Origin of the sequence: Nocardiopsis gilva YIM 90087 (assembly GCF_002263495.1) — a bacterium.
Lineage (GTDB): Bacteria > Actinomycetota > Actinomycetes > Streptosporangiales > Streptosporangiaceae > Nocardiopsis_C > Nocardiopsis_C gilva.
The window spans coordinates 911419-936965 of sequence record NZ_CP022753.1 but is presented as its reverse complement, the minus strand read 5'-3'; the positions used below and the strand labels follow the sequence as shown (position 1 = coordinate 936965).

Here is a 25547-nt window from a genome sequence, read left to right as displayed (position 1 = left end):
CGTTGCCGAACCGATACCACGCGAAACGCTTCGTCACCACCCCGGGATCGCCCGTTATCTTCGCAGGTCAATACGGGTTCACCTAGGTAAAATCAGGGTGATTAACCGTACATCCATCGCTTTATTGCCTCTTCTTCTGCCGAGGTGACGCCCGCGTTCACTCTCCGTTCACCCTCCCTGGAATGGCTGGTCACCTGGCCTGCCTACCTTCACAGTCGGCGGGACCCTTCGGATGGGGCCTGTCCAGCCATGACGAAGGTCCACAGGAAGGACACCGGAGCTGTGAAGCTCTCCAAGTACGGTCAGTTCGCGGGGCTCGCCCTCGCCGGTTCCCTCGCACTTTCGGCTTGTGGCAGTGACCAGGCCGTCGACCCCAAGCACGCGGCCGACGCCCGCAACGTCGACTGCGTCGACGGCGGCGGCACGCTCAGTGGCGCCGGGTCCAGCGCCCAGGAGAACGCCGTGGCCGCGTGGACGGCCGCCTACGAGGGCGCGTGCGGTGACACCACCATCAACTACGACGCCGTGGGCTCAGGCGCGGGCCGCTCGCAGTTCATCGACGGGGCCGTGACCTTCGCCGGCTCCGACGCCGCCCTCGACAAGAAGGAGACCGAGCAGGCCACCGAGCGCTGCAAGGGCTCCGAGGTCGTCAACCTCCCCGCCTACATCTCCCCCATCGCCGTCGCGTTCAACCTCGACGGCATCGACTCCCTCAACCTCAAGCCCGAGGTGATCGGTGACATCTTCAACCAGAAGATCACCAAGTGGAACGACGAGAAGATCGCCGCGGACAACCCCGACGTCGAGCTCCCGGACACCAAGATCGTTCCGGTGAACCGCTCCGACGAGTCCGGCACCACCGAGAACTTCACCGCCTACCTGGCCGAGGCCGCCGGGGACGCCTGGCCGCACGAGGCTGACGGCAACTGGCCCATCAAGCCGGCCGAAGCCGCCCAGGGCTCCTCCGGTGTGGTCTCCGCCATCCAGGGCGGCCAGGGCACCATCGGCTACGTGGACGCCTCCCACGTCGGCGGTCTGGGCACCGCCTCGGTGGGCGTCGGCGACGGATTCGTCGCCTACAGCCCCGAGGCCGCGGCCGCGATCGTGGACGCCTCCCCCGAGCGCGAGGGCAACACCGAGAACGACCACGCCATCGAGCTCGACTACCTCACCAAGGAGTCCTCGGCCTACCCGATCGTGCTGGTCAGCTACGAGATCGCCTGCATGGAGTACGAGGACAAGAAGAACGCCGAGCTGGTGAAGTCCTTCCTGTCCTACGTCGTCAGCGAGGCGGGCCAGCAGGCCTCCTCCGATGAGACCGGTTCCGCTCCGATCTCCTCCGAGACGCGGGACAAGCTCCAGGCCACCATCGACAAGATCGGCGCGAGCGCCTGAGCTGCTCGCCGCTAACCTCCGCGAGGGCGGGGTCCACACCAACGGGTGCGGGCCCTGCCCTTCACGGCGTTTTGCGGCCGGCCGCTCCTGGCCGCAACGCGCCTTCCGTGCCGGCGGCGGCACGGCGTGGTCGAAACGCCTACGCGAAAGCCGCACAATATAACGGGCCCTGTCAGCCCACGTCAGGACAACACGGAACGGGATCGGTCTCCGGAGGGGCGACCGCGACCACGACCGTGACGAATCTCGACCGGAGTCTCACATGACCACCACGGACGCGGACACGTCCGCGGCGGCCCCGCCGCCCAAGGGCAAACGGCGTGTCGGCGATGTCGTATTCGCCAACACCGCACGCGGGTCAGGGCTCCTGATCCTGCTGATCCTCGCGGGGGTCGCGGCCTTCCTGCTCTTCCAGTCTTGGGACTCGCTACTGGCCAACACCGCCAACTTCTTCACCACCACCGAGTGGGACGCGAGCACCCGCACCGACCCCGCCTTCGGTGTGGCGGCCCTGGCCTTCGGCACCGTGCTCGCCGCTGCGATCGCGCTGGTAATCGCGACGCCGCTCGCCATCGGCATCGCGCTGTTCATCGTCTACTACGCGCCGCGCCGCATCGCCGCGGTCCTCGGCTACGTCGTGGACCTGCTGGCGGCCATCCCCAGCGTCGTCTACGGCCTGTGGGGCGTCGGCTACCTGGTCTTCCAGCTGCAGCCCGTCTACAAGCTGATGGAGCAGTACCTGGGCTGGATCCCGCTGTTCGAGGGGCCGGTCTCGACCACCGGGCGGACGATGCTCAGCGCCGGGATCGTGCTGGCGGTGATGATCCTGCCGATCATCACCGCGATGTCCCGGGACGTCTTCCACCAGGTGCCGCAGGCCCACCGGGAGGCGGCGCTGGCGCTGGGCGGCACCCGCTGGGAGATGATCCGCATGGCGGTGCTGCCCTACGGCCGCCCCGGCATCATCGGTGGTGCCATGCTCGGCCTGGGCCGCGCGCTCGGCGAGACCATGGCCGTGGCGATGATCCTCTCGCCCGCCCTGGTCATCTCGCCGTTCCTGCTGCAGAGCGGCAACCAGACCATCGCGGCGCACATCGCGCTGCAGTACCCGGAGGCCACCGGCTACGGTGTGTCCGCGCTGATCGCGGCCGGTCTGGTGCTCTTCGCGATCACGCTGGCCGTCAACATGGGTGCACGCTTCATCGTCGCGCGGCGCAAGGAGTTCTCCTAAATGACCACCACGAGCAACGCCCCCTCCCCCGGCGCCGCTGGCAAGGGCCCGCAGCTGAAGCGGCCCGCGCTGACGACCGGGACGCTGCCGCGCTACTTTCCTCCGGCGCTGCTCGCCGGTGTGGCGATCGTGGTCGGCGGTTCGCAGTTCGCGCTGAACGCGTTCCACCCGGCCTCCTTCGCGGTGCTCCTCGCCGTCGGCTACCTCGTGCTCATCGGAACCGCGTCGACCATCGTCGAGAACTGGCGCAAGGCCAAGGACCGGCTGGTCACCGGGGTCGTCTACTGCTGCTTCGCGGTGGCGATCGTCCCGCTGCTCTCGCTGCTGTTCACCGTGCTGGTCAACGGCATGGACCGGTTCGACGGCTACTTCCTCACCGTCTCGATGAACGGCGTGCTGCCGAGCATGGAGGCGGGCGGTGTCTACCACGCGATCGTCGGCACCATCGCGATCACCGGCTTCGCGGCGCTGATCTCGATCCCGGTCGGCCTGATGACGGCGATCTACCTCGTGGAGTACGGACGCGGCCGCCTCAAGCAGGCCATCACGTTCTTCGTGGACGTGATGACGGGCATCCCGTCGATCGTCGCGGGCCTGTTCGTGGTGGCGCTGTGGATGATGCTCTTCGGCCCCGGCAAGACCAACGGCGCGGCCGGTGCGATCGCGCTGTCGGTGCTGATGATCCCGGTGGTGGTGCGGTCCAGCGAGGAGATGCTGAAGCTGGTGCCCAACGAGCTGCGGGAGGCGTCCTACGCCCTGGGCGTGCCCAAGTGGCTGACCATCGTCAAGGTCGTGCTGCCGACCGCCATCGCCGGGCTGACCACGGGAATCATGCTGGCGCTCGCGCGCGTTATCGGGGAGACGGCTCCGCTGGTGCTCACCGCGGGGATCGCCGCCGACAAGATCAGCTGGAACCTCTTCAACGGGCAGATGATGAGTCTTCCGGTCTTCATCTACCAGCAGGTCCGCATGGGGACCGACGCGGCCTACGCCAGAGCGTGGGCGGCGGCGCTCACGCTGATCCTGATCGTGATGCTGCTCTTCCTCGGCGCCCGGTTGATCTCGCGCTTCTTCGCCCCGAAGCTCGGGCGATGACCGCCGACCGACGATTCGACCCATTGACCGCAGTCGACCCATCGACCCAAAGCTTCACACTGACTGACCTGAGGACTTCCAGTGGCCAAGAGAATTGACGTCTCCGGACTGCACGTCTACTACGGCGACTTCCTCGCCGTCGAGGACGTGTCGATGACCATCGAGCCCCGCTCGGTGACCGCCTTCATCGGCTCCTCCGGCTGCGGCAAGTCGACCTTCCTGCGCACCCTCAACCGCATGCACGAGGTGACCCCGGGCGCCCGGGCCGAGGGCAAGGTCATGCTCGACGACCTGGACATCTACGGCCCCGATGTGGACCCGGTGGCGGTCCGCCGGGAGATCGGCATGGTCTTCCAGCGACCCAACCCGTTCCCCACCATGTCGATCTACGACAACGTCATCGCGGGCGCGAAGCTGAACAACAACCGGCTGAGCAAGAGCGTCGCCGACGACCTCGTCGAGAGCTCCCTGCGCGGCGCCAACCTGTGGGACGAGGTCAAGGACCGGCTGAACCGCCCTGGAGCGGGCCTGTCGGGCGGCCAGCAGCAGCGCCTCTGCATCGCCCGCGCCATCGCCGTCGAACCGGCGGTGCTGCTCATGGACGAGCCGTGTTCCGCGCTCGACCCGATCTCGACCCTGGCGATCGAGGACCTGATCTCCAAGCTCAAGGAGAACTTCACGATCGTCATCGTCACCCACAACATGCAGCAGGCGGCCCGCGTCAGCGACCAGACGGCCTTCTTCAACCTTGCCGGCACCGGCAAGCCCGGCAAGCTGATCGAGATGGACGAGACCAACAAGATCTTCACCAAGCCGGAGAAGAAGGAGACCGAGAACTACATCACCGGCCGCTTCGGGTAACCGGCGGTTCGACGAGGCGTCGAGGACGGCACTGAGGGCGGAGGGGCACGGCCCCTCCGCCCTCAGTGCTGTGCTCCCCAGTGCTGCGGCCCCAGTGCTGTGCTCCCCCGGGAACATCGGAACGACCGACACGGGACGCGCCCGCCCCGCCAAGCACAGGCTCTGCGGTGCCATCACCGCAGACAAGCAGTTCGTGAATCACGAAAAAACGGACGTACAAGCGGAGCACCAGGGGTCACCGCGGTTGGAGGTTATCGAAGAAGACCCGGAAATCGGGGGCAACGAAGGTAATGTTCTCCGTCGTAGGCGGCGCGTCGTCTTCGGCTTCGAGCTCGTGGTCCCAGAAGTAGACGTGACCATAGTCGCTGTCATTACAGGACAGGTAGAGGAGGTTGCCACCCTCGTCCGTGGCAACGGGAAGAAACCTGGGAATCACGCGGTCCGAGTAGACGCGCAGGTAGCGGTAGATATCGAAGTAGGGCTCCCACTTGTGGCCGATCCCAAGGAACAGGTGGACACTGACATCGTGGTTGGTTCTCAGGTAATTGGGATACGGTTGCCCACCGTTGTTCGCCCCGAGGAACGCACGGAATGCCGGCGGGATTGGACTACCGACATGCTGTTCTAGGCCGATGATCTGGTCGGCAGTTGCTGGTGGAAATACCTCTATGAATCCGATGCTCATTTGCAACTCATCTGCTGTTCGCTATACCACCGCTATGCTTAACCGCGTCATGCAGTTCGTAGGGAATCAAGTGCATGGTTCGGCCGTCCTCGACGTGATGCCATGTCCACCCCTTCGGAGTTGCCGGAAGTCCCGCCGCCTGATTGGCAAGCCTGAAATCTGTGGACCGCTTTCCGGTTGTCGGCACATCAACTGTGAACCGCGCGTTCGGACTGAAGTCAGGATATCCTCTATCTGTAAACCGTACGGGGCCGTACTTTTCATAGAGCTCCTGGGGGTATCGCCGGAAGTCACGATACTCCTTTCCGGCCCATTGGGAGTTGATCGGCCACCGGCCGTTGACTTTGACTACTGTGGCGGGCCGGAGCCGCCCCACGAAGACGGCGATCGCCAGGTGCGCAGCAAGGGCTCCAGGGGCCTTGTCACGAATGGCACGGGCGATGTCACGCCCACTGGCCGCAACACCGGTAGCAGTCGTGGCGGCTCCGACCGCGGCCATGAAGCCCACGCCGGGGATGAGCATCAACCCGGCGACACCACCGGCGGTGACCAGGAACTGCCCTCCAGGGCTGAGCCCGTTCCACCAGTCGGCCAGGCTTTCCAGTTGCGGGGCCAGGAAGGCGTGCGCTGCCACGGGATCGCCCTGCATGACCGCCAGCACAGCCGCGCCCGTGATAATCAGCGCCACCCCGATGGCGACTGCGTTGTGCAGACGGGCGCCGGTCTGCCACATCAGCCGGAGCGGCGGGGCGTCGCGCCGGGGATGTCCTGCGGCGCGGTGAAGTCCGTACCCCAGCTCGCGGCGTGCGCGGACAAAGGCCGTCGCCTGGGGATACATCAACGGCGCCCGCCGCAGCATTCGCCACTGCAGGCCGAGCTCAGTGAGGATCGCCAGGACGAACGCCGGAGGCGGGCCGCTTCCCGTACCGATCTTTCCCGGGATCGGGGGCAGCCCCTGATGGACCTTGGCCAGGGTGCGATAGTCGAGCCAGACCGCCAGCAGAATCATGGCGAGCAGTGCGGGGCGGGCAGCGAACCCCGACCCCAGCCACGCGTGCAGCGTCTGTGCTGGCTCGGGCAGGAGCCCGGCGCTGAGCAGGCCGGCCTGCTCGTTCCACGCCATGTGGTCCAGGCACACCCAGCCCAACAGTGCCAGCACCAGTGGGGACCACAGCACGCGTCCGTAGCGTCGGGCAATCCCGATACCGCCGGCTAACAGCGCGGTCCACACTGCGTGCCCGGAACTTTCGATGCTGGTGTCGGAGGTCCAACCGGGGAAGAGGGTGAACAGGGAGTAGGTGTGGCCGACACCGTCCTCCATGGTGGTGAGGACGCTCAACAGGCTGGGGCCGCCCGACCCGCCCAGGCCGCGGGAGACGTTCTCGGCCAGTCCGAAACCCGCCCCGCAGGCCGCACCCAGCAGGATGTGGTCGGCAATGCCGAAGCGGGCGGCGCGGTTGCGGGCGAATATCAGCACCGCGGCCAGGGGGGCGAGCTTGAGTACCTCCTCTGTCGGGCCTGCCACCCATACTGACGATTCGTCGTCGTGGCTGGTCCAGCCGAAGGCGGTCATGACAGCCAGCTGCACGGCGAAGATTAGCGGTGACCACAGTGCTGCGGCCACGACCATGGACAGGTAGGAAGCCAGCGCCACCCCGCGGGAACGCAGCAGCAGGCCCAACTGGATGGCCAGCGTGAAGATCCCCAGATAGACCGGCAGCGCCTGTCGGGTATCGGGATGAGGAGCAGGTTGATCAGCAGCAGCGGGAACGCGGCCCAGGCAGTGATGTTGTAGGCGCGCCGCAACCACCGCGCGGTTCGGGGAAGCGTCGGACGAGCCGGTCGCGCAGCGCCGCCAGCCATTCGGCCGTGTCCAACGGCGGCTCCGCACCACCTCCACCGCCGTGTGGCGGCTGTGGTGGCTGCCAGCCAGGAGGTGGTGGGGGCGGCGGATGACCACCGCCCGGCCACGGAGGTGCCCCGCTGGGGGCGTGGGGGGTTGACGGTCCGGGAGGGTTCCATGGGGGGTGGACCATACACGTCCTGACAACACGTGATCGGGGAATGGCGAGTTCGCACTATGCCACAAACACCGACGTATGGGGCGCCGCAGGGGCGTAGGTGCATCCTCGGACTACATTCGCCAGACTGCGTCAAACACCCTCACGATAGTCCGCCACCTCCCAGAAAATGCCCTTATACGAAGCTATTCGCCTCTGCCTGGCAAGGACGCCGACGCGATCCGTTGTGAACCCCCGGACTGGTTAGCACTCCGACTGTGGGTCCGTTTTGTCATGATTCACGAGCTGCCTGTCTGCGGTGAGGGCAGCGCAGAGCCTGTGCTTGGTGGGAGCGTCTGAACACCGACCAGGCCAGGCCCGCGCCCTACTGGAAGGACTTCTCGACCCGCCACCGGCGCCTCGCCGCCACCAGGCGGCCCAGGGACACCGGCTCAGCGGCGTAGCACCTGTAGAACGCCAGCTCACCGGGTCCAGGCGGGCGCGGTTGAGCAGGTGCTGCATCCGGCAGGGGACGGGGTGTTCCGTGCATGGTGACTGATCAGGGCGCACCCGATCTACAACACGAGTATTAATCCTGCGGCTTTCTCGCGATCAACCCTATTCGTCTTCGCAGCGCATCGGCGAAACTGTAGATTACACGCTTCGTGCCCCCATACCTTTTTTCGCCATCCTGTTCGTAATATACTGCGCCAGCGGATGTGAAGAAGCTCACTCGGGTTCGTGTAAACCATTTCACGGCTGGCTGAACGGCACACCACGAACGGATGTCACCAAGCCCGGAACAACGACCCGGAAGCATATGACTTACGACCCATCGATCGTTATCTAGTCGTTATTTTTCCTCATTGGGTCGGCACATCAGCAGGTCACAGCGCATGCGAACGTGCATTGCACGTGCAAATCGAGCTTCATGGTCAACTATCGGTCCATTTTCCGAACCTGACCCCGAACCTGCGCTCGGCACCCCGAAACGGGGTTTGCCGGCACCCCAAAAAGGGCCGGAGAGCTGCGAGTTCACCACCTCGCAAACCGGCCACCGCATATTCACTCATTTTCAACGACTTTTGACATCACCAGGAAACCTGGCGTTGCTTTCACCCGACGCGACCAGCACTTATAGGCCCGCCGGCGCAAACATTCGGCCACGGGCACGCCCCCCGCAATGGACGCGTAATCAACCGTCAACATTCAGTGCTACATTTTGTGACGTCCTTTCCAATCACAAGTTGAAGGAATGGTTGCCATGAAGCGCGTCACCGTTGCCGCCTTCGTTCTCGCCTCGGCCACAAGCCTGGGGGTGGGCATCCCGGCGGCTGCCAATGCCGCCGTCACCGACCAGGGCGCTCCCGCGCAGAAGTCCGCATCGTTCTGCAAGGGCAAGCAGGAGTGGCCCGAGCTGGCCGGTGCCCCCGCGAAGATGGCCAAGGAGATCATCGAGCGGGAGAACCCCTACGTCACGGCCAAGATCCTGCCCGAGGGAAGCCCCGTGACCCTGGACTTCCGGTGTGACCGGGTGTGGCTGTTCCACGAGGTCGACAGCCCGCAGCTGCTCCTCGTGAACGTCCCCCGCGTGGGCTGACACCCCGAGCGTTTCCCGCGGCCCGACCGGTCCGGATGTGTGCGGGTCCCGCGCGTAGTGGGGACTCCGTGGGAAGTGGTGCGCCCACGGGACGCGGTTCTCCGAACAACGGGCTTTCGTCCCTCGGAAGACCCCGGCCGACGGAGAAGTGGCCCAAGCGAACGGATCGACGGGCGAGCCAGATGAGCCACCTGGTTCAGCCCCGGGGACAAGCAAGAACCGCCGCGATCGCCGTACCCTCGTGCCCTAGAGCGCTATGGCCTTCACCAGGCCGTAGGTGAGGGCGGCGATCGCGGCGGCGCCCGGGAGCGTCAGCAGCCAGACCGCGACGATGTTCCCGGCCACACCCCAGCGGATCGCCGACAGCCGCCGGGTCGCACCGACCCCGATGATGGCCGACGTGATGGTGTGGGTGCTGGAGATCGGCACCTGCCAGATGAACGAGGTCGCATAGGACACCACCGCGACCGTGCTCTCCGCCGCGAAACCCGTGGGCGGATCGAGATGCATCACCCGGCGGCCCAGCGTCCGCATGATCCGCCAGCCCCCGGTGAGCGTCCCCAGCGACATCGCCACCGCTGCCGCCGCGACCACCCACACCGGAACGTCGTAGGAAACCTGGTACCCGGTGGTGACCAGGGCGAGGACCACGACGCCCATCGTCTTCTGCGCGTCCTGCAGCCCGTTCCCCAGCGACATCGCGGCCGCCGAGACGCTCTGCGCCAGCTTGAACCGGCGCCCGACCCGGCGCGGGCTGGCGCGGCGGAACAGCCACATGATCGCCAGCATCACCAGGAAACCGCCCGCCCCGCCGATCAGCGGCGACAGCAGCATCGGCAGCGCGAACCTGACCCCCACGCCGGACCACTCCACGGTCGAGGACGACGCCAGCGCCGCCCCGATCATCCCGCCGACCAGGGCGTGTGAGGCGGACGACGGCATGCCCTTGTACCAGGTCGCGATGTTCCACACGATGGCGCCGACCAAGGCGGCGAACAGGACGTTGAGGCCGTCGGCGCCCTCGGGTGGCGCGATGATGTTCTGCCCGATCGTCCGCGCCACGCCCTCGCCCAGGAACGCACCGATCATGTTCATGCTCGCGGCCATGATGACGGCGGCGCGCGGGCCCAGTGCCCGCGTCGAGATCGACGTCGCCAGCGAGTTGGCGGCGTCCTGGAAGCCGTTCGTGTAAGCGAACACCAGCGCCACAAGGATGACGGCGAGGAGCGCGGGGGTTTCAGGGGACACAGGCGTCAGGACTTCGCACTCGGGGACGGTGGCGGGGGGCCGAACGGGTCAGGGTCAGGACGGTACGGGGGCGGGGATGAGGGGGGCCTACCTCCGGCGCGGATGGGGACGAGGGTCAGGACTCCTTCACCGCGATGCTCTCGACCGTGTTGGCGACGTGTTCGAACGCGTCGGCCGCGGTCTCCAACTCCTCGATGACGTCCTTGAGCTTGAGGACAGTGAGGGCGTCGTACTCGCCGCTGAACAGGCGCGCCAGCAGCCTCCGGTAGATCTGGTCCGCCTGGTTCTCCAGCTGGTTGATCTCGATCCAGTACCGCGTGAGGTCCTTCATCGAGCGCAGCCGGGGCATCGCCTCGGCGGTCAGCTCCGCCGCCCGTTCCAGCACTTCGACCTGGTCGATGATGCCCTTGGGAAGGCGGTCCAGTCCGTAGAGGCCGATGAGGTCGACCGCCGCGTCCATGGAGTCCATGACATCGTCCAGGGACGAGGCCAGCCGGTAGATGTCCTCGCGGTCGAACGGCGTCACGAAGCTCTCGTTCAGCCGCCGCATGATCGCGTGGGTACGCTCATCCCCGGCGTGTTCGCAGGCACGCATCTTCTCGCTGATGGCATCGCGGTCGGCGCCGTCACTGATCAGTTCAACCAGCAGACGCGCCGCGATCACCAGGTTGTTCGCCGAGTCGGCGAACATCTCGTAGTAGCTGTCATCGCGCGGTGTCAGGCGCAGACGCACATCTATCTCCCGAAGTGCGGTACTCGTCCGTGTGGGATGTTATGGGCACCAATCGGGCAAATGGGTCGGCGGTTCGGTGCGGGCACGACCGACCGACGCCCCATTGCGGCCTCCCGGGGGCGTTTCACTCCTTGTTCGCCTGAAGTCAGGCATTGACCACTGAAAACCCATGTAGTGGAGCTATTCATCCTAACCATCCCGGCCTGGGCACCCGTGGACCACGGTCCCCCACCACGCCGGGTGGACGGTCGAGGTGAACTTCGCGAACGGGACGCAAATCACAGGGGAACACCTGTGCCGACATGGCCCATGGCCTCCCTCCCACCTGCGCGGCACCTGGCATTCACCACCGCGTCGTATCGAGTTCCCACAACCGACAGTTTCGGCGCCAGACACTCTCAGGGCAACCGCCCATGCCCGGTAGGACCGCACTTCATCCGCAGAAAAGCCCACAAGTACCGGCGATCTGCGCGTACGGATCCCCGGCGTCCCGACGAGCCTGGCCACCCGCGGTGGACACGTCCCCGTGAGTTGTTCCGGCGGCCTCCACGCTCCCGGGGTTCGGCGGACGCGCGTGGCAAGCGGAGCGGGGCGGCCCGGTCCCCCGGCTCCACCCCCGCGCACGCCCTAGGCTCGTGTCCATGCCCGCGAAGCCCAGTGCCGCGCAGCGGCGCCACGCCGCCCTGCGCGCCGCACTCGACGCCCAGCTCGCAGCGCTCGGCGAGGACGCCTACGACGGCCCCGACCGGCCCGCCCTCGTCCTGGCGGCGTGCTCCGAGGCCGTGCTGCGCGCCCGCGACGCCGGGCTGACCCCGGAGCGGTTCGCGGTGCGCGCCGCTGTCCGGGGGACGCTGGCCGAACTCGCCGAGCGCGCCCCTGGGCACAGCCTGGAGGTGCGCGTGCCGCCGTTCGGCGCGGTGCAGGTGATCGAGGGGCCGCGCCACACACGCGGCACCCCGCCCGGCGTTGTGGAGACCGACTCCCTCACCTGGCTCGACCTGGCCCTGGGCCGGACGACCTGGGAGGAGGCCGTGGCCGCGCACACGGTGTCGGCGAGCGGAAGCCGGGCCGACCTCGCGGCGCTGCTGCCGCTGTGGCGGGAGGCCTGACCGCCACGCCACCGCTCCGACAGCGCCGCGACCGGCCGGATCGTGCCGGCGTCGGCGCTGTGCTCCCGCGAAGACCCTGTGCTCCCTTGAAGACCTTGCGGAAATCCGCGAATCCCGCGTCAGCAGCGTTTTCAGAGCTGACCCGACCCTGCGCGACCCGCCCTCGGTGATCAGGCACTAAGCTGAGGAACGTGGCGCAATCCGACGGCCGGCTCTCCATGGACATCGATCCCCTCGAACGAGGACCGCAGGACGCCTGTGGTGTTTTCGGGGTCTGGGCGCCCGGCGAAGAAGTCAGCAAGCTCACCTATTTCGGTCTCTACGCGCTGCAGCATCGCGGCCAGGAGTCCGCAGGGATCGCCCTGAGCGACGGCGAGCGCATCCTCGTCTACAAGGACATGGGGCTGGTGTCCCAGGTCTTCAACGAGGCGACGCTCGACTCGCTCCGCGGCGATCTGGCCATCGGCCACTGCCGCTATTCCACGACCGGCTCCCCGGTCTGGGAGAACGCGCAGCCGACGTTCTACACGGCGCGCGACGGAGGGCTCGCCCTCGCCCACAACGGCAACCTGATCAACACGCCCGAGCTCGCGGCGATGCTGCCGAGCGACCGGCTCGGCGCCACCACCGACACCGAGGTCCTGACCAACCTCCTCGCGGAGAGCGGGCGCACCATCGAGGAGGCGGCGCTCGACCTGCTCCCGCAGGTAAAGGGGGCGTTCTCCCTCGTCTTCATGGACGAGACGACGCTGTACGCGGCGCGGGACCCGCAGGGCATCCGCCCGTTCGTCCTCGGCCGCCTGGAGGGCGGCGGCTGGGCCGTCGCCAGCGAGACCGCCGCCCTCGACATCGTGGGCGCCACCGTGGTCCGCGAGATCGAGCCCGGCGAGATGATCACGGCCGACGAGCGCGGCATCCGCTCGATACGCTTCGCCGCGGCCGCCCCCAAGGGCTGCCTGTTCGAGTACGTCTACCTCGCCCGCCCCGACACCACCATCGCCGGCCGCAACGTCAACTCCACCCGCGTCGAGGTGGGCCGCCGCCTCGCCAAGGAGCACCCGGCCGACGCCGACCTGGTGATCCCGGTTCCGGAATCGGGAACTCCCGCAGCCGTCGGGTACGCCGAGGGCAGCGGCATCCCCTTCGCCCAGGGGCTGGTGAAGAACTCCTACGTGGGCCGCACCTTCATCCAGCCCAGCCAGACCCTCCGGGAGCTCGGCATCCGGCTCAAGCTCAACCCGCTGCGAGAGGTCATCGAGGGCAAGCGGCTGGTCGTCGTCGACGACTCCATCGTGCGCGGCAACACCCAGCGCGCCCTGGTCCGCATGCTGCGCGAGGCCGGCGCCGCCGAGGTGCACGTGCGCATCTCCAGCCCGCCGGTGCTGTGGCCCTGCTACTACGGCGTCGACTTCGCCACCAAGGCCGAGCTGATCGCCGGGAACCTCAGCAACGAGGAGATCCGCGAGTCCATCAACGCCGACTCGCTGGCCTACATCGCGTTGGACGAGCTCATCGCCGCCACGCACGTGCCCAAGAACCGCCTCTGCCGCGCCTGCTTCGACGGCGTGTACCCCATCGAGGTCGACGAGGACTCCCGCGGCAAGTACCTGCTGGAGAAGTCCTGCGGCACGCGCGAGCCGCTGACGTCGGGCGCGAGCACGAAGTAGACCCTCCGCCCGGGGGAGGTGTCCCTCCCGCGGGGCGGCCGTCCCGCCGCCGCGGCGCCGGGGCCCAAGCCGAGCACAGTTGAGAGGTTTCGCGTGGCAGAGGGTGCCAACACCACACCGGCCTACGCCGCCGCCGGTGTCGACATCGCCGCCGGGGAGCGCGCCGTCGACCTGATGAAGCAGCACGTGGCGCGCACCCGCCGACCCGAGCAGGTCACCGACGCCAGCGGCTTCGCCGGGCTGTTCCGCCTGGACGTCGCGAAGTACCGCGCCCCCGTGCTGTCCACCTCCACCGACGGGGTGGGCACCAAGGTGCTGCTGGCCCAGCAGATGGACAAGCACGACACCATCGGCGTCGACCTGGTCGGCATGGTCGTCGACGACCTCGTGGTCAGTGGCGCCGAGCCGCTGTTCATGACCGACTACATCGCCTGCGGTTCGGTGGTCCCCGAGCGCATCGCCGAGATCGTCAGCGGGATCGCCGAGGGCTGCCACCAGGCGGGCTGCGCGCTCATCGGGGGCGAGACCGCCGAACACCCCGGCGCCATGGAGCCCGACGAGTACGACCTGGCGGGCGCGGGCACCGGCGTCGTCGAGGCCGACGCCGTCCTGGGCCCCGACCGCGTGCGGGCGGGCGACGCGGTCATCGCGATGGCCTCCTCGGGCCCGCACTCCAACGGGTACTCGCTGATCCGGCACGTGGTCGACGACGCCGACCTGGACCTGTACGGGCACGTCCCGGAGCTGGGCGGCGTGCTGGGCGAGGTGCTGCTGACCCCCACCCGGATCTACGCCAAGGACTGCCTGGCGCTGACCGCCGGGGCCGAGGTGCACGCCTTCTCCCACATCACCGGCGGGGGCCTGGCGTCGAACCTGGCCCGTTCGCTGCCCGACACCGTCGACATCACCATCGACCGCTCGGGATGGACGCCCGACCCGGTGTTCTCCTACATCGCCGAGCGGGGCAAGATCTCCCGAGAGGACATGGAGTCCACGTTCAACATGGGCGTGGGCATGGTCGCGATCGTCGCCGCCGACTCCGCCGACCGGGCGCTCGCCGTGCTGGCGGAGCGCGGCCTGCACGCGTGGAACATGGGGTCGGTGACCCCGGGATCCGGCCAGGTGCGCCTTGTCGGCGACCACGCCTGACGCGGTGCGCGACGGGGCCGTCCCGCACCGGCGGCGGCCCGAGGAACCGTGCCCGCCGCGCGCGGCCACGCGCCCGACTCCGGGTGCGGCTGGGCACTGGGCACAGACCCATTCAGCCCAGACGGGTTCAGCACATACAGATATAGCCGGTCCGACCCACCAAAGGTGGCTCGGACCGGCTATATCTGCCTGCGTATCAGCGGAACCCGGTTATGCGGATGCTGCGCGTGCCCGCCGACTCTGCGCGAAGCGGAGGCTCAGCGGTAGCTGTCCGATCGCTCGGACTCGTCTTCCGAGGACGTGTCGCCGCCCGGGTAGTTGTCCGCGTAGTCCGCATAACGGTCGACCAGGTCGTCGTATGGGTCCCCATAGGTGGAATCCGACGGCTCCGAATACCGGTCCGAACTCCCCGTATTGCCCTCAGCGACACCCAGCTCCGACCGCAGCCGTTCAAGGTCGGTCCCGCCGGAGCTGTACTTCAGCCTCCGAGCGACCTTCTGCTGCTTGGCCTTGGCTCGGCCGCGCCCCATTGGCTCGACCCCCTCAACGATTGGGTTTGACGAAACCCCAGATCACTAGCAAAACCGCACTGCCGGGCTGACGGCCGTCATCGCACTGACGACAGGCGCCAGCTTACGTACGGATACAACCGTACCCGGTCTGGGACCAACCTGCCTACGCCGCCCTTCGTTAACAGGCCGCGCGGCACACCACCCGGCCGCCACGCGGCGCCGCACCGGGCGTGTCATCCAGCCCCTGTAGAACCATTGTCCACCGGGGACGCCTCCTATGGCGAGCGGGCGCACGGAGAACAGCCGGACCGCTGGCGGCCCCGGACCAAAGTACCCAACATCACCCGGACCCGACATCACCGCGATCAGCGGCCGACGACCGCCGCGTAGTGTCACGCCGAGCCGTGGAGGCCGCCGAGGTATGCCACCATTCGATCGTGCTCCCTTACACCGCCTATCTCCGTGTCTACCAGCCCGTTACCGCGCTTCCGCGCCGGGAGCAGGCGTACTGGAGGGCCTATGCCGAGTCCTCCGGCGGCATCGGACGCGTGGAGGCCATGGCGGCCGAGCACGCCGACGCCCTGCGCCGGCTGGTGGCCGCACCGCCGGTCCTCGCCCCGGAACAGGAGAGCCGGGACGCCTACGTGCGCGTCTGGGGCGACGACACCTATATCTGCCCCTGGCAGACCCGGCTGCGTTCGTGGTTGGCCGTGCGCGAGTTCCGTTCCGCGACCCCGGCCCGCCTCAGCGCGGCGTTCGTGCCGGAGCCCGTCGCCCAGGCCACAGAAGAGGCCTTTCAGCGCTGGCGTGACAGGGGTGAGCCGCTGCGGACCCACATCCTGACCAGTACCTGGGGGATTCCCCTGCCCTGGTTCGCGCCGTTCGCGGCCGGGGAGCGCCGCCTGGTGCTGGAGGCGGGGCCGGATCCGGCCACCGCGCGCGGCGACGCGGGGGTGCACGCGCACTCCTCCGCCACGGGGTCCGACCGCACTGAAGCGCTGCCCGGCACGCAGCCGAGCCGGGCCCTGGTCTATGTGACCGAGATGGCGACGGCGCGCCGCCGTCTGGAGCACGCGATCCAGGTGCTGGAGACCAGCCTGGGCGACAGCGCGGCGCTGGGCGCGGGGAAGCGGCTGGAGGACTGGCTGGCCGGCGTCGCCCACCCGGGGTCGCTCCTTGAACTTGATTACGGCGGCTTGGTGCACCTGCTGGACGACGACGAGCTGCGCGACGACGAGTCGGTCGCCGAGGTCGCGGCGGCCATCACGGGTCTGGAGACCGGTCACGAGGAGCTCACCGTGGCCATGTACCAGCGCGTCACACAGCGTTGGAAGTCGATACAGGCCCTGGAGCACGCCAACTGAGCGTCATGTTTCCGTCACGGAGAACATGAATACGCGTCACGTTACCTGGTCACACGCCACACCGAGGCTCAACCTGGTGTACCAGGTTTCTTTTGACGCCTGACGCAAGTTTTCGCATCTCATGACGGTCAGACTGGGGAGAACCTTCACAGTTAGCATCAACTTTGCCGAAACTGGGCATACCAGTCGATAGAGATCGACATAGACTGTGTTCGACACGCTACAGAGCGCACTCTGAGTAATCGGAACCCCGTGCCACGCCGTGGATGTGCGTGACACAGGAGAGCAGTCGATGAGAGAAGACATAGGCACCGGTCGCACCGCACGCGCCCGCGAAAGTCCTCGTCAGAAACGCTGAGTCCGAGCTGCCCGTCGCGGCGAACCCCTTTTCAGACGGGCCGCCTCTAGCACTTTCGGCCCTCCGGATCGAGAAAAACAGGGCCGGAGAACGAAGTTTTGACCGAATAGGCCACATGCCACTAAACGTGGCGCTAGAATCACTCAGCGTGACGCACCGCATGACGACTTTGCGACTCCCATCCAACAAAGTCGCGTTAAGTGGTCGCACAATCACCTCGGGTGATGCCAATATGGACCCTTGAGGGAAATATTGGACATCCGGGCCAAGTGCCAGGATAAGGCTCAGGATCGGCACACAGATCCAGGAGGAGAGGCCGTACACATGTCAACTCGCACGCCCGAGGCGGAGCCCCTGTTGACCCCTGCTGAGGTTGCCACCATGTTCCGCGTGGACCCCAAGACCGTCACGCGCTGGGCGAAGGCGGGCAAGCTGACCTCGATTCGGACCCTGGGGGGGCACCGTCGCTACCGCGAGACCGAGGTTCGGGCTCTGCTGGCTGGCATCCCCAACCAGCGCTCGGAGTGATCTCCCCCGGCATGTGCCGAACCAAGGGGGGATCAATCGGGGGAGGACAGATATTCCCCGGTCGGCGAGGGCGGAACGGCCAGCGTTCCGCCCTCGGGCCCTGTCCTACAGGGCAACGCCTGTCGGACCCCGCGGTGAAGGTGAGCTGAGACGCCGCAGCAATCGGCGATTTTCGGCCCGCCCGCTATCGATCACCGCGGGGTCCGGCGCTACAACCACTCGTAACACGAGCACGCCCGCACCATCTACCCGTCAACATCAACCCACCAGCAGCCGCCCTCCAGCAGCCACCCGCCGATACGCACCTACGGCGGACCCCCGCCCGGTTCAGAGGGCCGGAGTGGCCTCCACCAGCCGCCGCAGCGCGGAGCCGCCGGTGTCCAGGGCCGCGACGGGGACATCGGCTGCGACACCTCCTCCGTCCAGCACGACCACCCGGTCCGCCATCCGGCGCGCGATCCGCAGATCGTGCGTGACCAGGATGAGCGTCCGGTCCCTGCGGTCCGCACCCGCACCGATGCGCCGCTGAGCGGCGATCACGTCCAGCACCCGCTCCTGGGTCACCACATCCAGGCCGCTGGTGGGTTCGTCGGCGACGAGCACGTCGGGATCCACCGCCAGCGCCCGCGCCACCGCGACCCGCTGGCGTTCGCCGCCCGACAGCGTGGCCGGCCGCCGCGTCATCAGCTCCGGTGCGAGGCCGACGCGCTCGAACAGCGCCGCGACGGCCGACGCGGTATCCACGTCCGCGGCACCCGGCAGCGCCTCCGCGACCACGTCTCCGGCGGCATAGCGCGGATCGAACGAGGTCAGCGCGTCCTGCGGGATCCACCCGAAACGCCGCCGCACCACCCTGCGCTCGCGCTCCGGCACGCTCCACACGTCGGCCACGCCACCGATGCCCAACGTGCCGCTCTGCGGCCGGTCGAGGCCGGTGAGCACCCCGACGAGCGTCGACTTGCCCGACCCGCTGCGTCCGACGACCGCGACGGACTCGCCCGCGGCGATCTCCAGGTCCACGCCGCGCAGCGCCGCCACGCGCCGACGCCGACCGCCGAGCGTGCGGCCCACCCCTCGGCACGAGATCAGCGGGGCGCCGCGCCCGCCCGCCCTGGCGGTCTGGTCGTCTCCCCGGTCGTGGGACACCTGGTCCGATGGCGTCATGCCCGCTCCCCCGCCATACCCGGCGGCACGTCCGCCCGCGCCCGGTCCCCGCCGTCGGTCGCGACCCCGCTGGCCCGCACCAGCTCAGCGGTGAACGGGTGGGCGGGGTCCCGTAGGACCTGGCACGACGGCCCGCTCTCCACGATCCGGCCCCCGTCGAGCACGGCCAGCCGATCGGCCCAGCGGCCCGCGACGGCGAGGTCGTGGGTGATGAGCAGCACCGCGCGCTGCCCGGCCCGCGCTCCGGTGCGCAGGATGTCCAGCACCCCGGCCTGGGTCACCGGGTCCAGCGCGGAGGTGACCTCGTCGGCGATGAGGAGTCGCGGGTCGAGCGCGGTGGCGAGCGCCAGCGCGACGCGCTGCGCCTGGCCACCCGACAGCTCGAAGGGGTAGGCCGACCACAGCTGCTCGGGGGCGGGCAGCCCGGCCTGGCGCAGCGCGGCCAGCCCCCGGTTCCTGCGGTGGGAGCGGGGAACGTCGTGGGCTTTGAGGGTCTCCCGGAGGTGCCCGCCCACGGTGACCGTGGGGTTCAGGGCGGCCTGGGACTCCTGGAAGACATAGCCGATCGCCGCGCCGCGCAGCCGCCGCAGGCGGTAGGGGGACAGCCCGAGCAGGTCCTCGGAGCGGCCCCGGCCCCGGTCCAGCAGCGCCTGGCCCCTCGCCGCCGCCCCCTCGGGCAGCAGGCCCGCCACCGCACGAGCCGTGAGGCTCTTGCCACTGCCGCTGCGGCCGACCAGTGCGGTGATCTCGCCCGACGCCAGGGCGAGGTCGAGCCCGTCGATGAGGCGCCGGCCCGCGATCTCGACCCTCAGCCCGGAGATCGTCAGCACGGTGCTGCTCAACGCTGGGCTACTCGACACCGGGCTGCCCAACACTGTGCTGCTTAACCCTGTGCTGCTCATCGCACCGCTCACCAGGTCCTCCCCTCAACGGCGCCGCGCCGGTCCAGGCCGGTGGCGACGATGTTCACCGCGATGATCGTGACGACGATGGCCGCCGCGGGCAGGGCCACCGTGTACCACTGCCCGGTGAGCAGGTGGGAGCGCGCGTCGGTGAGCAGGTTGCCCCAGCTCGGGGTGTTCAGCGGGATACCGACACCGAGGAAGCTCAGCGTGGACTCGGTGAGGATCGCGTGCCCCACCTCGAAGGCCGCGATCGACGCGATCGGCGGCACGGCGTTGGGGACCAGGTGGCGCAGGACGACGCGGCGCCGCGAGAAGCCCAACGAGTAGGCGGCCCGAACGAACGGCCGCTCACGCAGCGCCGCGACCTCGGCGCGGGCGATGAGCGCGACGGGCATCCAGGCGGTGATGGCGATGGCCGCCACCACCGTGACCACGGACGATCCGGCGACGGCGGCGAGGGCCAGCGCCACCAGCATCATCGGGAGCGCGAGCAGCGCGTCGGCGGACCGGGTGACGAGGACGTCGAGCCAGCGGGGACCGATGGCGGCCAGAGTACCGAGCGCGGTACCGGCGATGACGGTGACGGCACCGGCGACCAGGCCGACCAGCAGGGACAGGCGGGCGCCGTAGAGCAGGCGGGCGTAGAGGTCGCGGCCGAGCATGTCCGTGCCGAGCGGGTGCTCGGGCGCGCCGGGCGGCAGGGAGATGGCATCGGTGTCGGTGGCGATCGGATCGTGCCCGGCCAGCCAGGGGGCGAGGAGCGCGGCGAGAGCCATGAGCAGGAGGACCCCGAGAGCGACCAGCACCGCGGTTCGTTCGCCTCGTCCACCCAGCGGAACCCGGACCGCGAGAATGCCCCGCGGCGCCCCCGGTAGGGGCGTCGCGACGGGGGATGGTGCCGACGCCGGGGGCGCCGCCGGTTTCGCGTGCTCCCCTGCGTGCTCCTCTTCGCCACGCACATCGGCCGACGGCGCCGCGCTGTCGGCCGAACGCGTCTCCTCGCTCGTCTCCACCGCTGTGGACGCCCCCTTGCCTCGCGCTTGGCCCTTGTTGCAAAGTATTCGCAACTAGCGGCATCCTACGCGCGGTTCATCCCGGCGGCGGCTACGGGACCGCCGACGGCCCAGCGTCCGGCGGTGACGACCAGCGTGATCGGCACCAACGGCAGCGGGAGGACGCGAACCCAAAGTTAGGTCTGGACGGGTCCGACCAGCTCGAACAGCGGCCCACCGAGCCCGCTCCCGCCTCCCCCCGCACGCCGGGTCCTCGTCGGCTCCGTCGGTTCACACGGGGCTCACCCTGTCCTCGAACTGAGCTGCGCCATCCAACTGCGCCGCGTCCTCGAACTGGGCTGCGTCCTCGAACTGGGCCGTGTACAGCCGGGCGTAGGCTCCGTCAGCGGCGATCAGCTCGTCGTGCGTGCCCTGCTCGACGATGGAGCCCCGCTCCATCACGAGGATCACGTCGGCGTCGCGGATGGTCGACAACCGGTGGGCGATGACGAAGCTCGTGCGTCCCTCGCGCAGCGAACTCATCGCCTGCTGGATGAGCATCTCGGTGCGGGTGTCGACCGAGCTTGTGGCCTCGTCGAGGACGAGAATCGCCGGTTCTTTCAGGAACGCAAGCGCGATCGTGATCAACTGCCGCTCGCCCGCGCTCAGACTCGCCCCGCTGTCGTCGAGCACGGTGTCGTAGCCGTCGGGAAGGGTGCGCACGAACCGGTCCACGTACGTGGCGCGCGCCGCCGCGACGATCTCCTCACGCGACACATCACCGCCCCCGTAGGCGATGTTGTCGGCGATCGTCCCGTTCAACAGCCACGTGTCCTGCAGCACCATGCCGGTGTGGCCGCGCAGGTCCTCGCGCGCCATCTCGGCGATGTCCACCCCGTCCAGGGTGATGCGGCCACCGCTGACCTCGTAGAACCGCATCAGCAGATTGACCAGGGTGCTCTTGCCCGCCCCCGTGGGGCCGACGATGGCGACCGTCCGGCCGGGCTCCACGGTCAGCGACAGGTTCTCGATCAGCGGCTCATCGGGCTCGTACGAGAAGGCGACGTCCTCGAAGACCACGCGTCCCTCGACCCGCTCGGGGCGGGCCGGGTTCGGCGCCTCGGGCTCCTGCTCCTCGGCGTCGAGCAGGGCGAAGATCCGCTCCGCCGACGCCACCCCGGACTGCACCAGGTTGGCCGTCGATGCCATCTGCGCGATGGGCTGGCTGAACTGCATCGCGTACTGGATGAACGCCTGCACCTCACCGATCGACATCGTGCCGGAGGCGACCCGAAGGGCGCCGAAGACGGCGACGAGCACGTAGCTGAAGTTGCCGACGAACCTGAGGGTGGGCTCGATGACGCCGGAGACGAACTGGGCCTTGTGCGCGGCCTCGAACAGGGCGTCGTTGTGCTCGGCGAAGGTCTGCTCGGCCTCCTTCCGCCGCCCGAAGACCCGGATCTCGCTGTGGCCGCTGTACATCTCCTCGATGTGCCCGTTGAGCTTGCCCGTGGTCGCCCACTTCTCGACGAACCGGGGCTGCGCGCGCTTGCCGATGAGCGTCGCGAACCTGATCGAGACGGGCACGGCCACCAGCGCCACGAGCGTCAGCAGCGGGGACAGCACCACCATCATCACCAGCACGAACACAATGGTGAGCAGGTGGGTGATGATCCGGCCGAGGACGTTCTGCAGGACCATCACGATGTTGTCGACGTCGTTGGTGAGCCGGGACAACACCTCCCCGCGCGGCTGCTTGTCGAAGTAGGACAGCGGCAGCCGCGCGAGCTTGGCCACGGACCGCGTGCGCAGGCGGTGGGCGGTGCGCTGGGCGACCTTCACCGACAGGCGCCCGCGCAGGTACCCCATGGTGGCCGCGGATGCGGCGACCGCGAGTGCGATCAGCAGCACCCGGCCGACCGCCGTGAAGTCGACGCCGTCGCCGGCGGCGCCCTCGACCACCAGGTCGGTGGCGTGGCCGAGCAGCCGCGGCAGGGTCACGGTGAGCCCGACGGTCACGGCGATCATTCCGACCACGACCGCGAGGAGCAGGCTGTCCTCGCGCATGGTGCGGATCAGGCGCAGGCTGGATCCGCGAAAGTCGATCGACTTGTCCTTGGCATCCTTGGTCACTGGCACGCCTCTTCCTCGGTGAGCTGGGAGAGCACGATCTCCCGGTAGATCCTGTTGCCACCCGTGCCGTCCGGGCCGCCCATCAGCTCCTCATGGGTGCCGGTGCCGACGACCCGGCCCGCATCGAGCACGACGATGCGGTGGGCGTGACGGATGGTCGAGACGCGCTGGGCGACGATGATGACGGTCGCCCCGTCGGTCTCGCGTTCCAGCCGCGCGCGCAGGGCCGCGTCCGTGGCGTAGTCGAGAGCGGAGAAGGAGTCGTCGAACAGGAAGACCCGCGGCCGGGCCACCAGGGCCCGCGCGATGGCCAGGCGCTGGCGCTGGCCACCGGAGACGTTGGTGCCGCCCTGCCCGATCGGCGCGTCGAGCTTCTCGGGCATGTCCTCGACGAAGTCGCGGGCCTGGGCGATCTCCAGGGCGCGCCACAACTCCTCGTCGGTCGCGTCGGGCTTGCCGTAGCGGAGGTTGGAGGCGACCGTCCCGGTGAACAGGTACGGCTTCTGCGGCACCAGGCCGACGACGGCGGACAAGGTCTGCGGGTCCAGCTCGCGGACGTCGACGCCGTCGACGAACAGCGTGCCGCCGGTGGGGTCGACGAGCCGCGGCACCAGGTTCAGCAGTGTCGTCTTCCCACTGCCGGTGGAGCCGATGATGGCGGTGGTCTCGCCAGAACGCGCGACCAAGGAGACGCCGTGCAGAACGGGGTCCTCGGCGCCGGGGTAGCCGAAGTCGACGTCGCGGATCTCCACCTCCCCCGCCCCGGGCAGCGCCCGAACCGGGTCGGCGGGAGGTGCGACGCTGGAGGAGGTGCCCAGCACCTCCTGGATGCGTCCGGCGCTGACCTTGGCCCGCGGGGCCATGAAGAACGCCATCGTGGCCATCATGACGGCGCTGAGGATCTGGAGCAGGTACAGCAGAAACGCGATCAGCGAGCCGACCTGCATGCCGCCGTCGTCGATCCGGTGCCCGCCGAACCACAGGACGGCGATGTTGGCGAACTCGATGACGATCATGACCGTGGGCATCATGAACGACTGGATGCGGCCCAAGCGCAGGCCCACATCGAGCAGGTCGTCGTTGGCCGCGCCGAACCGCGCCTGCTCGTGCGCGTCGCGGGTGAAGGCTCGGATGACACGGATGCCGGTGATCTGCTCGCGCACCACCCGGTTAACCCGGTCGATGCGCTGCTGCAGGGAGGCCGACAGGGGACCCATCCGGCGGATGAGCAGGATCACCGCCGTGATCAACGTCGGGAGGGCGACGAGCAGCACCAGGGACAACTCGGCGTCCTGCCGGACGGCCATCACGATGCCGCCGACACCGATGATGGGCGCGGACGCCACCATGGTGAGCGTCATCAGCGCCAGCATCTGCACCTGCTCGACGTCGTTGGTCGTGCGGGTGATGAGCGACGGCGCACCGAAGTGGCCGACCTCGCGCGCCGACAGGTCCTGGACCCGGTGAAAGAAGGCGGTGCGCAGGTCACGGCCGAGGGTCATCGCGACGAGCGAGCCGAAGTAGACGACGCCGACTGCGCACAGCAGCTCCAGCAGGGCCACGGCGAGCATGACCGTGCCGGAGCCCACGATGTAGCCGGTGTCGCCCCGGGCCACGCCGTTGTCGATGATGTCGGCGTTCAGCGTCGGCAGGTAGAGCATCGCGCCGGTCTGGACGAGCTGCAGCAGCATGACGATGCCGATAGCCCCGAGGGAGGGGCGTAAGTACGTCCGCAGGAGGCGCGTCAGCGCCCATTTCTCCAGCACTGCTTTCTCCGGCGGCTCCTTCTCCGGCGCTATGGCCGGGCCGGCGGAGCGGGCCGAGGTAGTCAGAGTCATGGAGGAGGCTTTCTGGTCGGGGTGTGGGGGGTCGATGACGGGGACACAATATGCCACCGAGTGGCACTCGCCATCAAGTGACTAAATCCCCTTGGTGGCTTTCGCATCTGAGGGGTGTCTTGCTAGGCTGATCGGCTATGACAGCGCATTCCGCCACGTCAGCGAGCACACCAGGGGCCGTGCCGTCGAGCTGGCCGACCTCCGTGGACCGCACGCTGCCGCTGCGCGAGCGGAAGAAGCTGCGCACGCGGCGGGCCCTGGCGGAGGCAGCGCTGACGCTGTTCAGCGAGAAGGGGTTCGACGCGGTCACACTCGACGAACTCGTCGACGCGGTCGAGGTGTCCAAGCGCACGTTCTTCCGCAACTACGCCTCCAAGGAGCAGGTGGCGCTGGCGGCACAGAACGAACTGTTGGACGCCTACGTGATCGTCGTCGCCCGTGAGGAGCTGCACGGCCCGGTCTTCCCCGCCCTGCGGGACGCGCTGACGCTGGCGATCCGGCGCATGGACGACGACTGGGAGGATCGCTTCCTCCGCACACGACGGCTCATCTACCACACGCCCGCCCTGATCGACTATTCCGTCGTGGAATCCATGCGCGTCCAGCGGCGCCTGGTGCAGGAGCTGGAGGCCAAGTTGGGGATCGACCGCCACGAGGATGTCCGGCTGCGCCTGGTCGGCGAGTTCGCCATCAGCGCCTGGCGCTGCGGAACCAAGAACTGGCTCGCCGACCAGCGCGGGACCGGACGCCGCGACCGCGGCGGACGGGCCGCGCTCATCGCATCGGTGGAAGAGGCCTTCGACGCGATCCCGGGAACCGTGGCAATGTCCGCGCCGGCTCCGTAGCGGTCCACGCAGGACACGCGACCGGCGGAGGACGAGGACACGGAGCCGACACCCTCGTCGCGATCGGCGTCGTTGACGGCGCTGGCGGTCACGGTGGTGGGGTCGTGGACTCCGCTGGCTTCGCGCGCGGCGCGG

21 protein-coding genes and 1 pseudogene are annotated in these 25547 nt (G+C 68.5%); 11 read left to right on the top strand and 11 right to left on the bottom strand.

Going from position 1 to position 25547, the window contains the following annotated elements; genetic code table 11:
- Window positions 1–249: 249 nt before the first annotated feature.
- From pstS to pstB, 4 genes are all read left to right on the top strand, one after another.
- Window positions 250–1395 carry a phosphate ABC transporter substrate-binding protein PstS gene (pstS, locus tag CDO52_RS04530; RefSeq protein ID WP_017621288.1) on the top strand — a complete coding sequence of 382 codons (1146 nt, stop codon included), beginning with the start codon at window positions 250–252 and terminating at the stop codon, window positions 1393–1395.
- A 262-nt stretch (window positions 1396–1657) separates the two neighbouring features.
- Complete coding sequence (gene pstC / locus CDO52_RS04525) at window positions 1658–2626, top strand: phosphate ABC transporter permease subunit PstC (RefSeq protein ID WP_017621289.1); 969 nt, start codon at window positions 1658–1660, stop codon at window positions 2624–2626.
- The gene (pstA, locus tag CDO52_RS04520; protein ID WP_017621290.1) at window positions 2627–3721 is read left to right on the top strand and encodes a phosphate ABC transporter permease PstA; all 1095 of its coding nucleotides are present in this window, start codon (window positions 2627–2629) and stop codon (window positions 3719–3721) included.
- An 81-nt stretch (window positions 3722–3802) separates the two neighbouring features.
- Entirely contained in the window at window positions 3803–4582 is a 780-nt protein-coding gene (gene pstB, locus CDO52_RS04515; RefSeq protein ID WP_017621291.1) for a phosphate ABC transporter ATP-binding protein PstB, read from the top strand.
- A gap of 235 nt (window positions 4583–4817) precedes the next feature.
- Here the strand turns inward: pstB and CDO52_RS04510 are convergent, their stop codons facing one another.
- The 3 genes and pseudogenes from CDO52_RS04510 to CDO52_RS29655 all read right to left on the bottom strand — a co-directional run.
- Entirely contained in the window at window positions 4818–5267 is a 450-nt protein-coding gene (locus CDO52_RS04510) for an SMI1/KNR4 family protein (protein WP_017621292.1), read from the bottom strand.
- Between the two features lie 7 nt (window positions 5268–5274).
- Window positions 5275–7227, bottom strand: coding sequence for an HNH endonuclease (locus CDO52_RS04505; protein WP_157745418.1), 1953 nt, complete (start codon window positions 7225–7227; stop codon window positions 5275–5277).
- Window positions 7228–7559: 332 nt separating this feature from the next.
- Window positions 7560–7754: pseudogene (locus tag CDO52_RS29655) on the bottom strand (hypothetical protein); the annotation flags it as partial.
- A 777-nt stretch (window positions 7755–8531) separates the two neighbouring features.
- On the opposite strand from CDO52_RS29655, the gene CDO52_RS04500 reads away from it, so the two are divergent.
- Window positions 8532–8867, top strand: a complete 336-nt coding sequence (locus tag CDO52_RS04500) for a serine protease inhibitor (RefSeq protein WP_017621294.1) — start codon at window positions 8532–8534, stop codon at window positions 8865–8867.
- A gap of 246 nt (window positions 8868–9113) precedes the next feature.
- Here CDO52_RS04500 and CDO52_RS04495 read toward each other — a convergent pair whose 3' ends face one another.
- Both CDO52_RS04495 and CDO52_RS04490 read right to left on the bottom strand, forming a co-directional pair.
- Window positions 9114–10115: an inorganic phosphate transporter gene (locus CDO52_RS04495; RefSeq protein ID WP_017621295.1), complete on the bottom strand. Its 1002-nt coding sequence runs from the start codon at window positions 10113–10115 to the stop codon at window positions 9114–9116.
- A gap of 115 nt (window positions 10116–10230) precedes the next feature.
- The gene (locus CDO52_RS04490) at window positions 10231–10848 is read right to left on the bottom strand and encodes a DUF47 domain-containing protein (protein ID WP_017621296.1); all 618 of its coding nucleotides are present in this window, start codon (window positions 10846–10848) and stop codon (window positions 10231–10233) included.
- A gap of 641 nt (window positions 10849–11489) precedes the next feature.
- Between CDO52_RS04490 and CDO52_RS04485 the strand changes: the two genes are divergently transcribed.
- The 3 genes from CDO52_RS04485 (at window position 11490) to purM (ending at window position 14773) form a co-directional block, all read left to right on the top strand.
- Entirely contained in the window at window positions 11490–11957 is a 468-nt protein-coding gene (locus CDO52_RS04485) for a sterol carrier family protein (RefSeq protein ID WP_094932214.1), read from the top strand.
- Window positions 11958–12148: 191 nt separating this feature from the next.
- Complete coding sequence (purF, locus tag CDO52_RS04480) at window positions 12149–13624, top strand: amidophosphoribosyltransferase (protein WP_026126320.1); 1476 nt, start codon at window positions 12149–12151, stop codon at window positions 13622–13624.
- 93 nt (window positions 13625–13717) lie between these two features.
- Window positions 13718–14773 (top strand): phosphoribosylformylglycinamidine cyclo-ligase, encoded by a 1056-nt coding sequence (gene purM / locus CDO52_RS04475; RefSeq protein WP_017621299.1) that lies wholly within the window; start codon window positions 13718–13720, stop codon window positions 14771–14773.
- Window positions 14774–15030: 257 nt separating this feature from the next.
- Here purM and CDO52_RS04470 read toward each other — a convergent pair whose 3' ends face one another.
- A complete protein-coding gene (locus CDO52_RS04470; RefSeq protein ID WP_017621300.1) occupies window positions 15031–15303 on the bottom strand; it encodes a DUF3073 domain-containing protein in 273 nt (90 codons plus the stop codon).
- Between the two features lie 419 nt (window positions 15304–15722).
- Between CDO52_RS04470 and CDO52_RS04465 the strand changes: the two genes are divergently transcribed.
- The gene (locus CDO52_RS04465; protein WP_026126321.1) at window positions 15723–16649 is read left to right on the top strand and encodes a hypothetical protein; all 927 of its coding nucleotides are present in this window, start codon (window positions 15723–15725) and stop codon (window positions 16647–16649) included.
- Window positions 16650–17331: 682 nt separating this feature from the next.
- Window positions 17332–17535, top strand: a complete 204-nt coding sequence (gene bldC, locus CDO52_RS04460) for a developmental transcriptional regulator BldC (RefSeq protein WP_017621302.1) — start codon at window positions 17332–17334, stop codon at window positions 17533–17535.
- A 327-nt stretch (window positions 17536–17862) separates the two neighbouring features.
- On the opposite strand, the gene CDO52_RS04455 is transcribed toward bldC, so the two are convergent.
- The 5 genes from CDO52_RS04455 to CDO52_RS04435 form a co-directional block, all read right to left on the bottom strand.
- Window positions 17863–18699: an ABC transporter ATP-binding protein gene (locus tag CDO52_RS04455; protein WP_017621303.1), complete on the bottom strand. Its 837-nt coding sequence runs from the start codon at window positions 18697–18699 to the stop codon at window positions 17863–17865.
- Window positions 18696–19541: an ATP-binding cassette domain-containing protein gene (locus CDO52_RS04450; protein WP_017621304.1), complete on the bottom strand. Its 846-nt coding sequence runs from the start codon at window positions 19539–19541 to the stop codon at window positions 18696–18698. Before CDO52_RS04450 ends, CDO52_RS04455 begins: the two co-directional genes overlap by 4 nt.
- Before the next feature lie 68 nt (window positions 19542–19609).
- Window positions 19610–20617 carry an ABC transporter permease gene (locus CDO52_RS04445; protein WP_232524383.1) on the bottom strand — a complete coding sequence of 336 codons (1008 nt, stop codon included), beginning with the start codon at window positions 20615–20617 and terminating at the stop codon, window positions 19610–19612.
- Between the two features lie 270 nt (window positions 20618–20887).
- Entirely contained in the window at window positions 20888–22735 is a 1848-nt protein-coding gene (locus tag CDO52_RS04440; protein ID WP_232524382.1) for an ABC transporter ATP-binding protein, read from the bottom strand.
- Window positions 22726–24567: an ABC transporter ATP-binding protein gene (locus tag CDO52_RS04435; protein ID WP_157745414.1), complete on the bottom strand. Its 1842-nt coding sequence runs from the start codon at window positions 24565–24567 to the stop codon at window positions 22726–22728. The genes CDO52_RS04440 and CDO52_RS04435 overlap by 10 nt, the downstream gene beginning before the upstream one ends.
- A gap of 137 nt (window positions 24568–24704) precedes the next feature.
- Here CDO52_RS04435 and CDO52_RS04430 point away from each other — a divergent pair, with 137 nt between their 5' ends.
- A complete protein-coding gene (locus tag CDO52_RS04430) occupies window positions 24705–25412 on the top strand; it encodes a TetR family transcriptional regulator (protein WP_152471861.1) in 708 nt (235 codons plus the stop codon).
- Window positions 25413–25547: the final 135 nt, after the last annotated feature.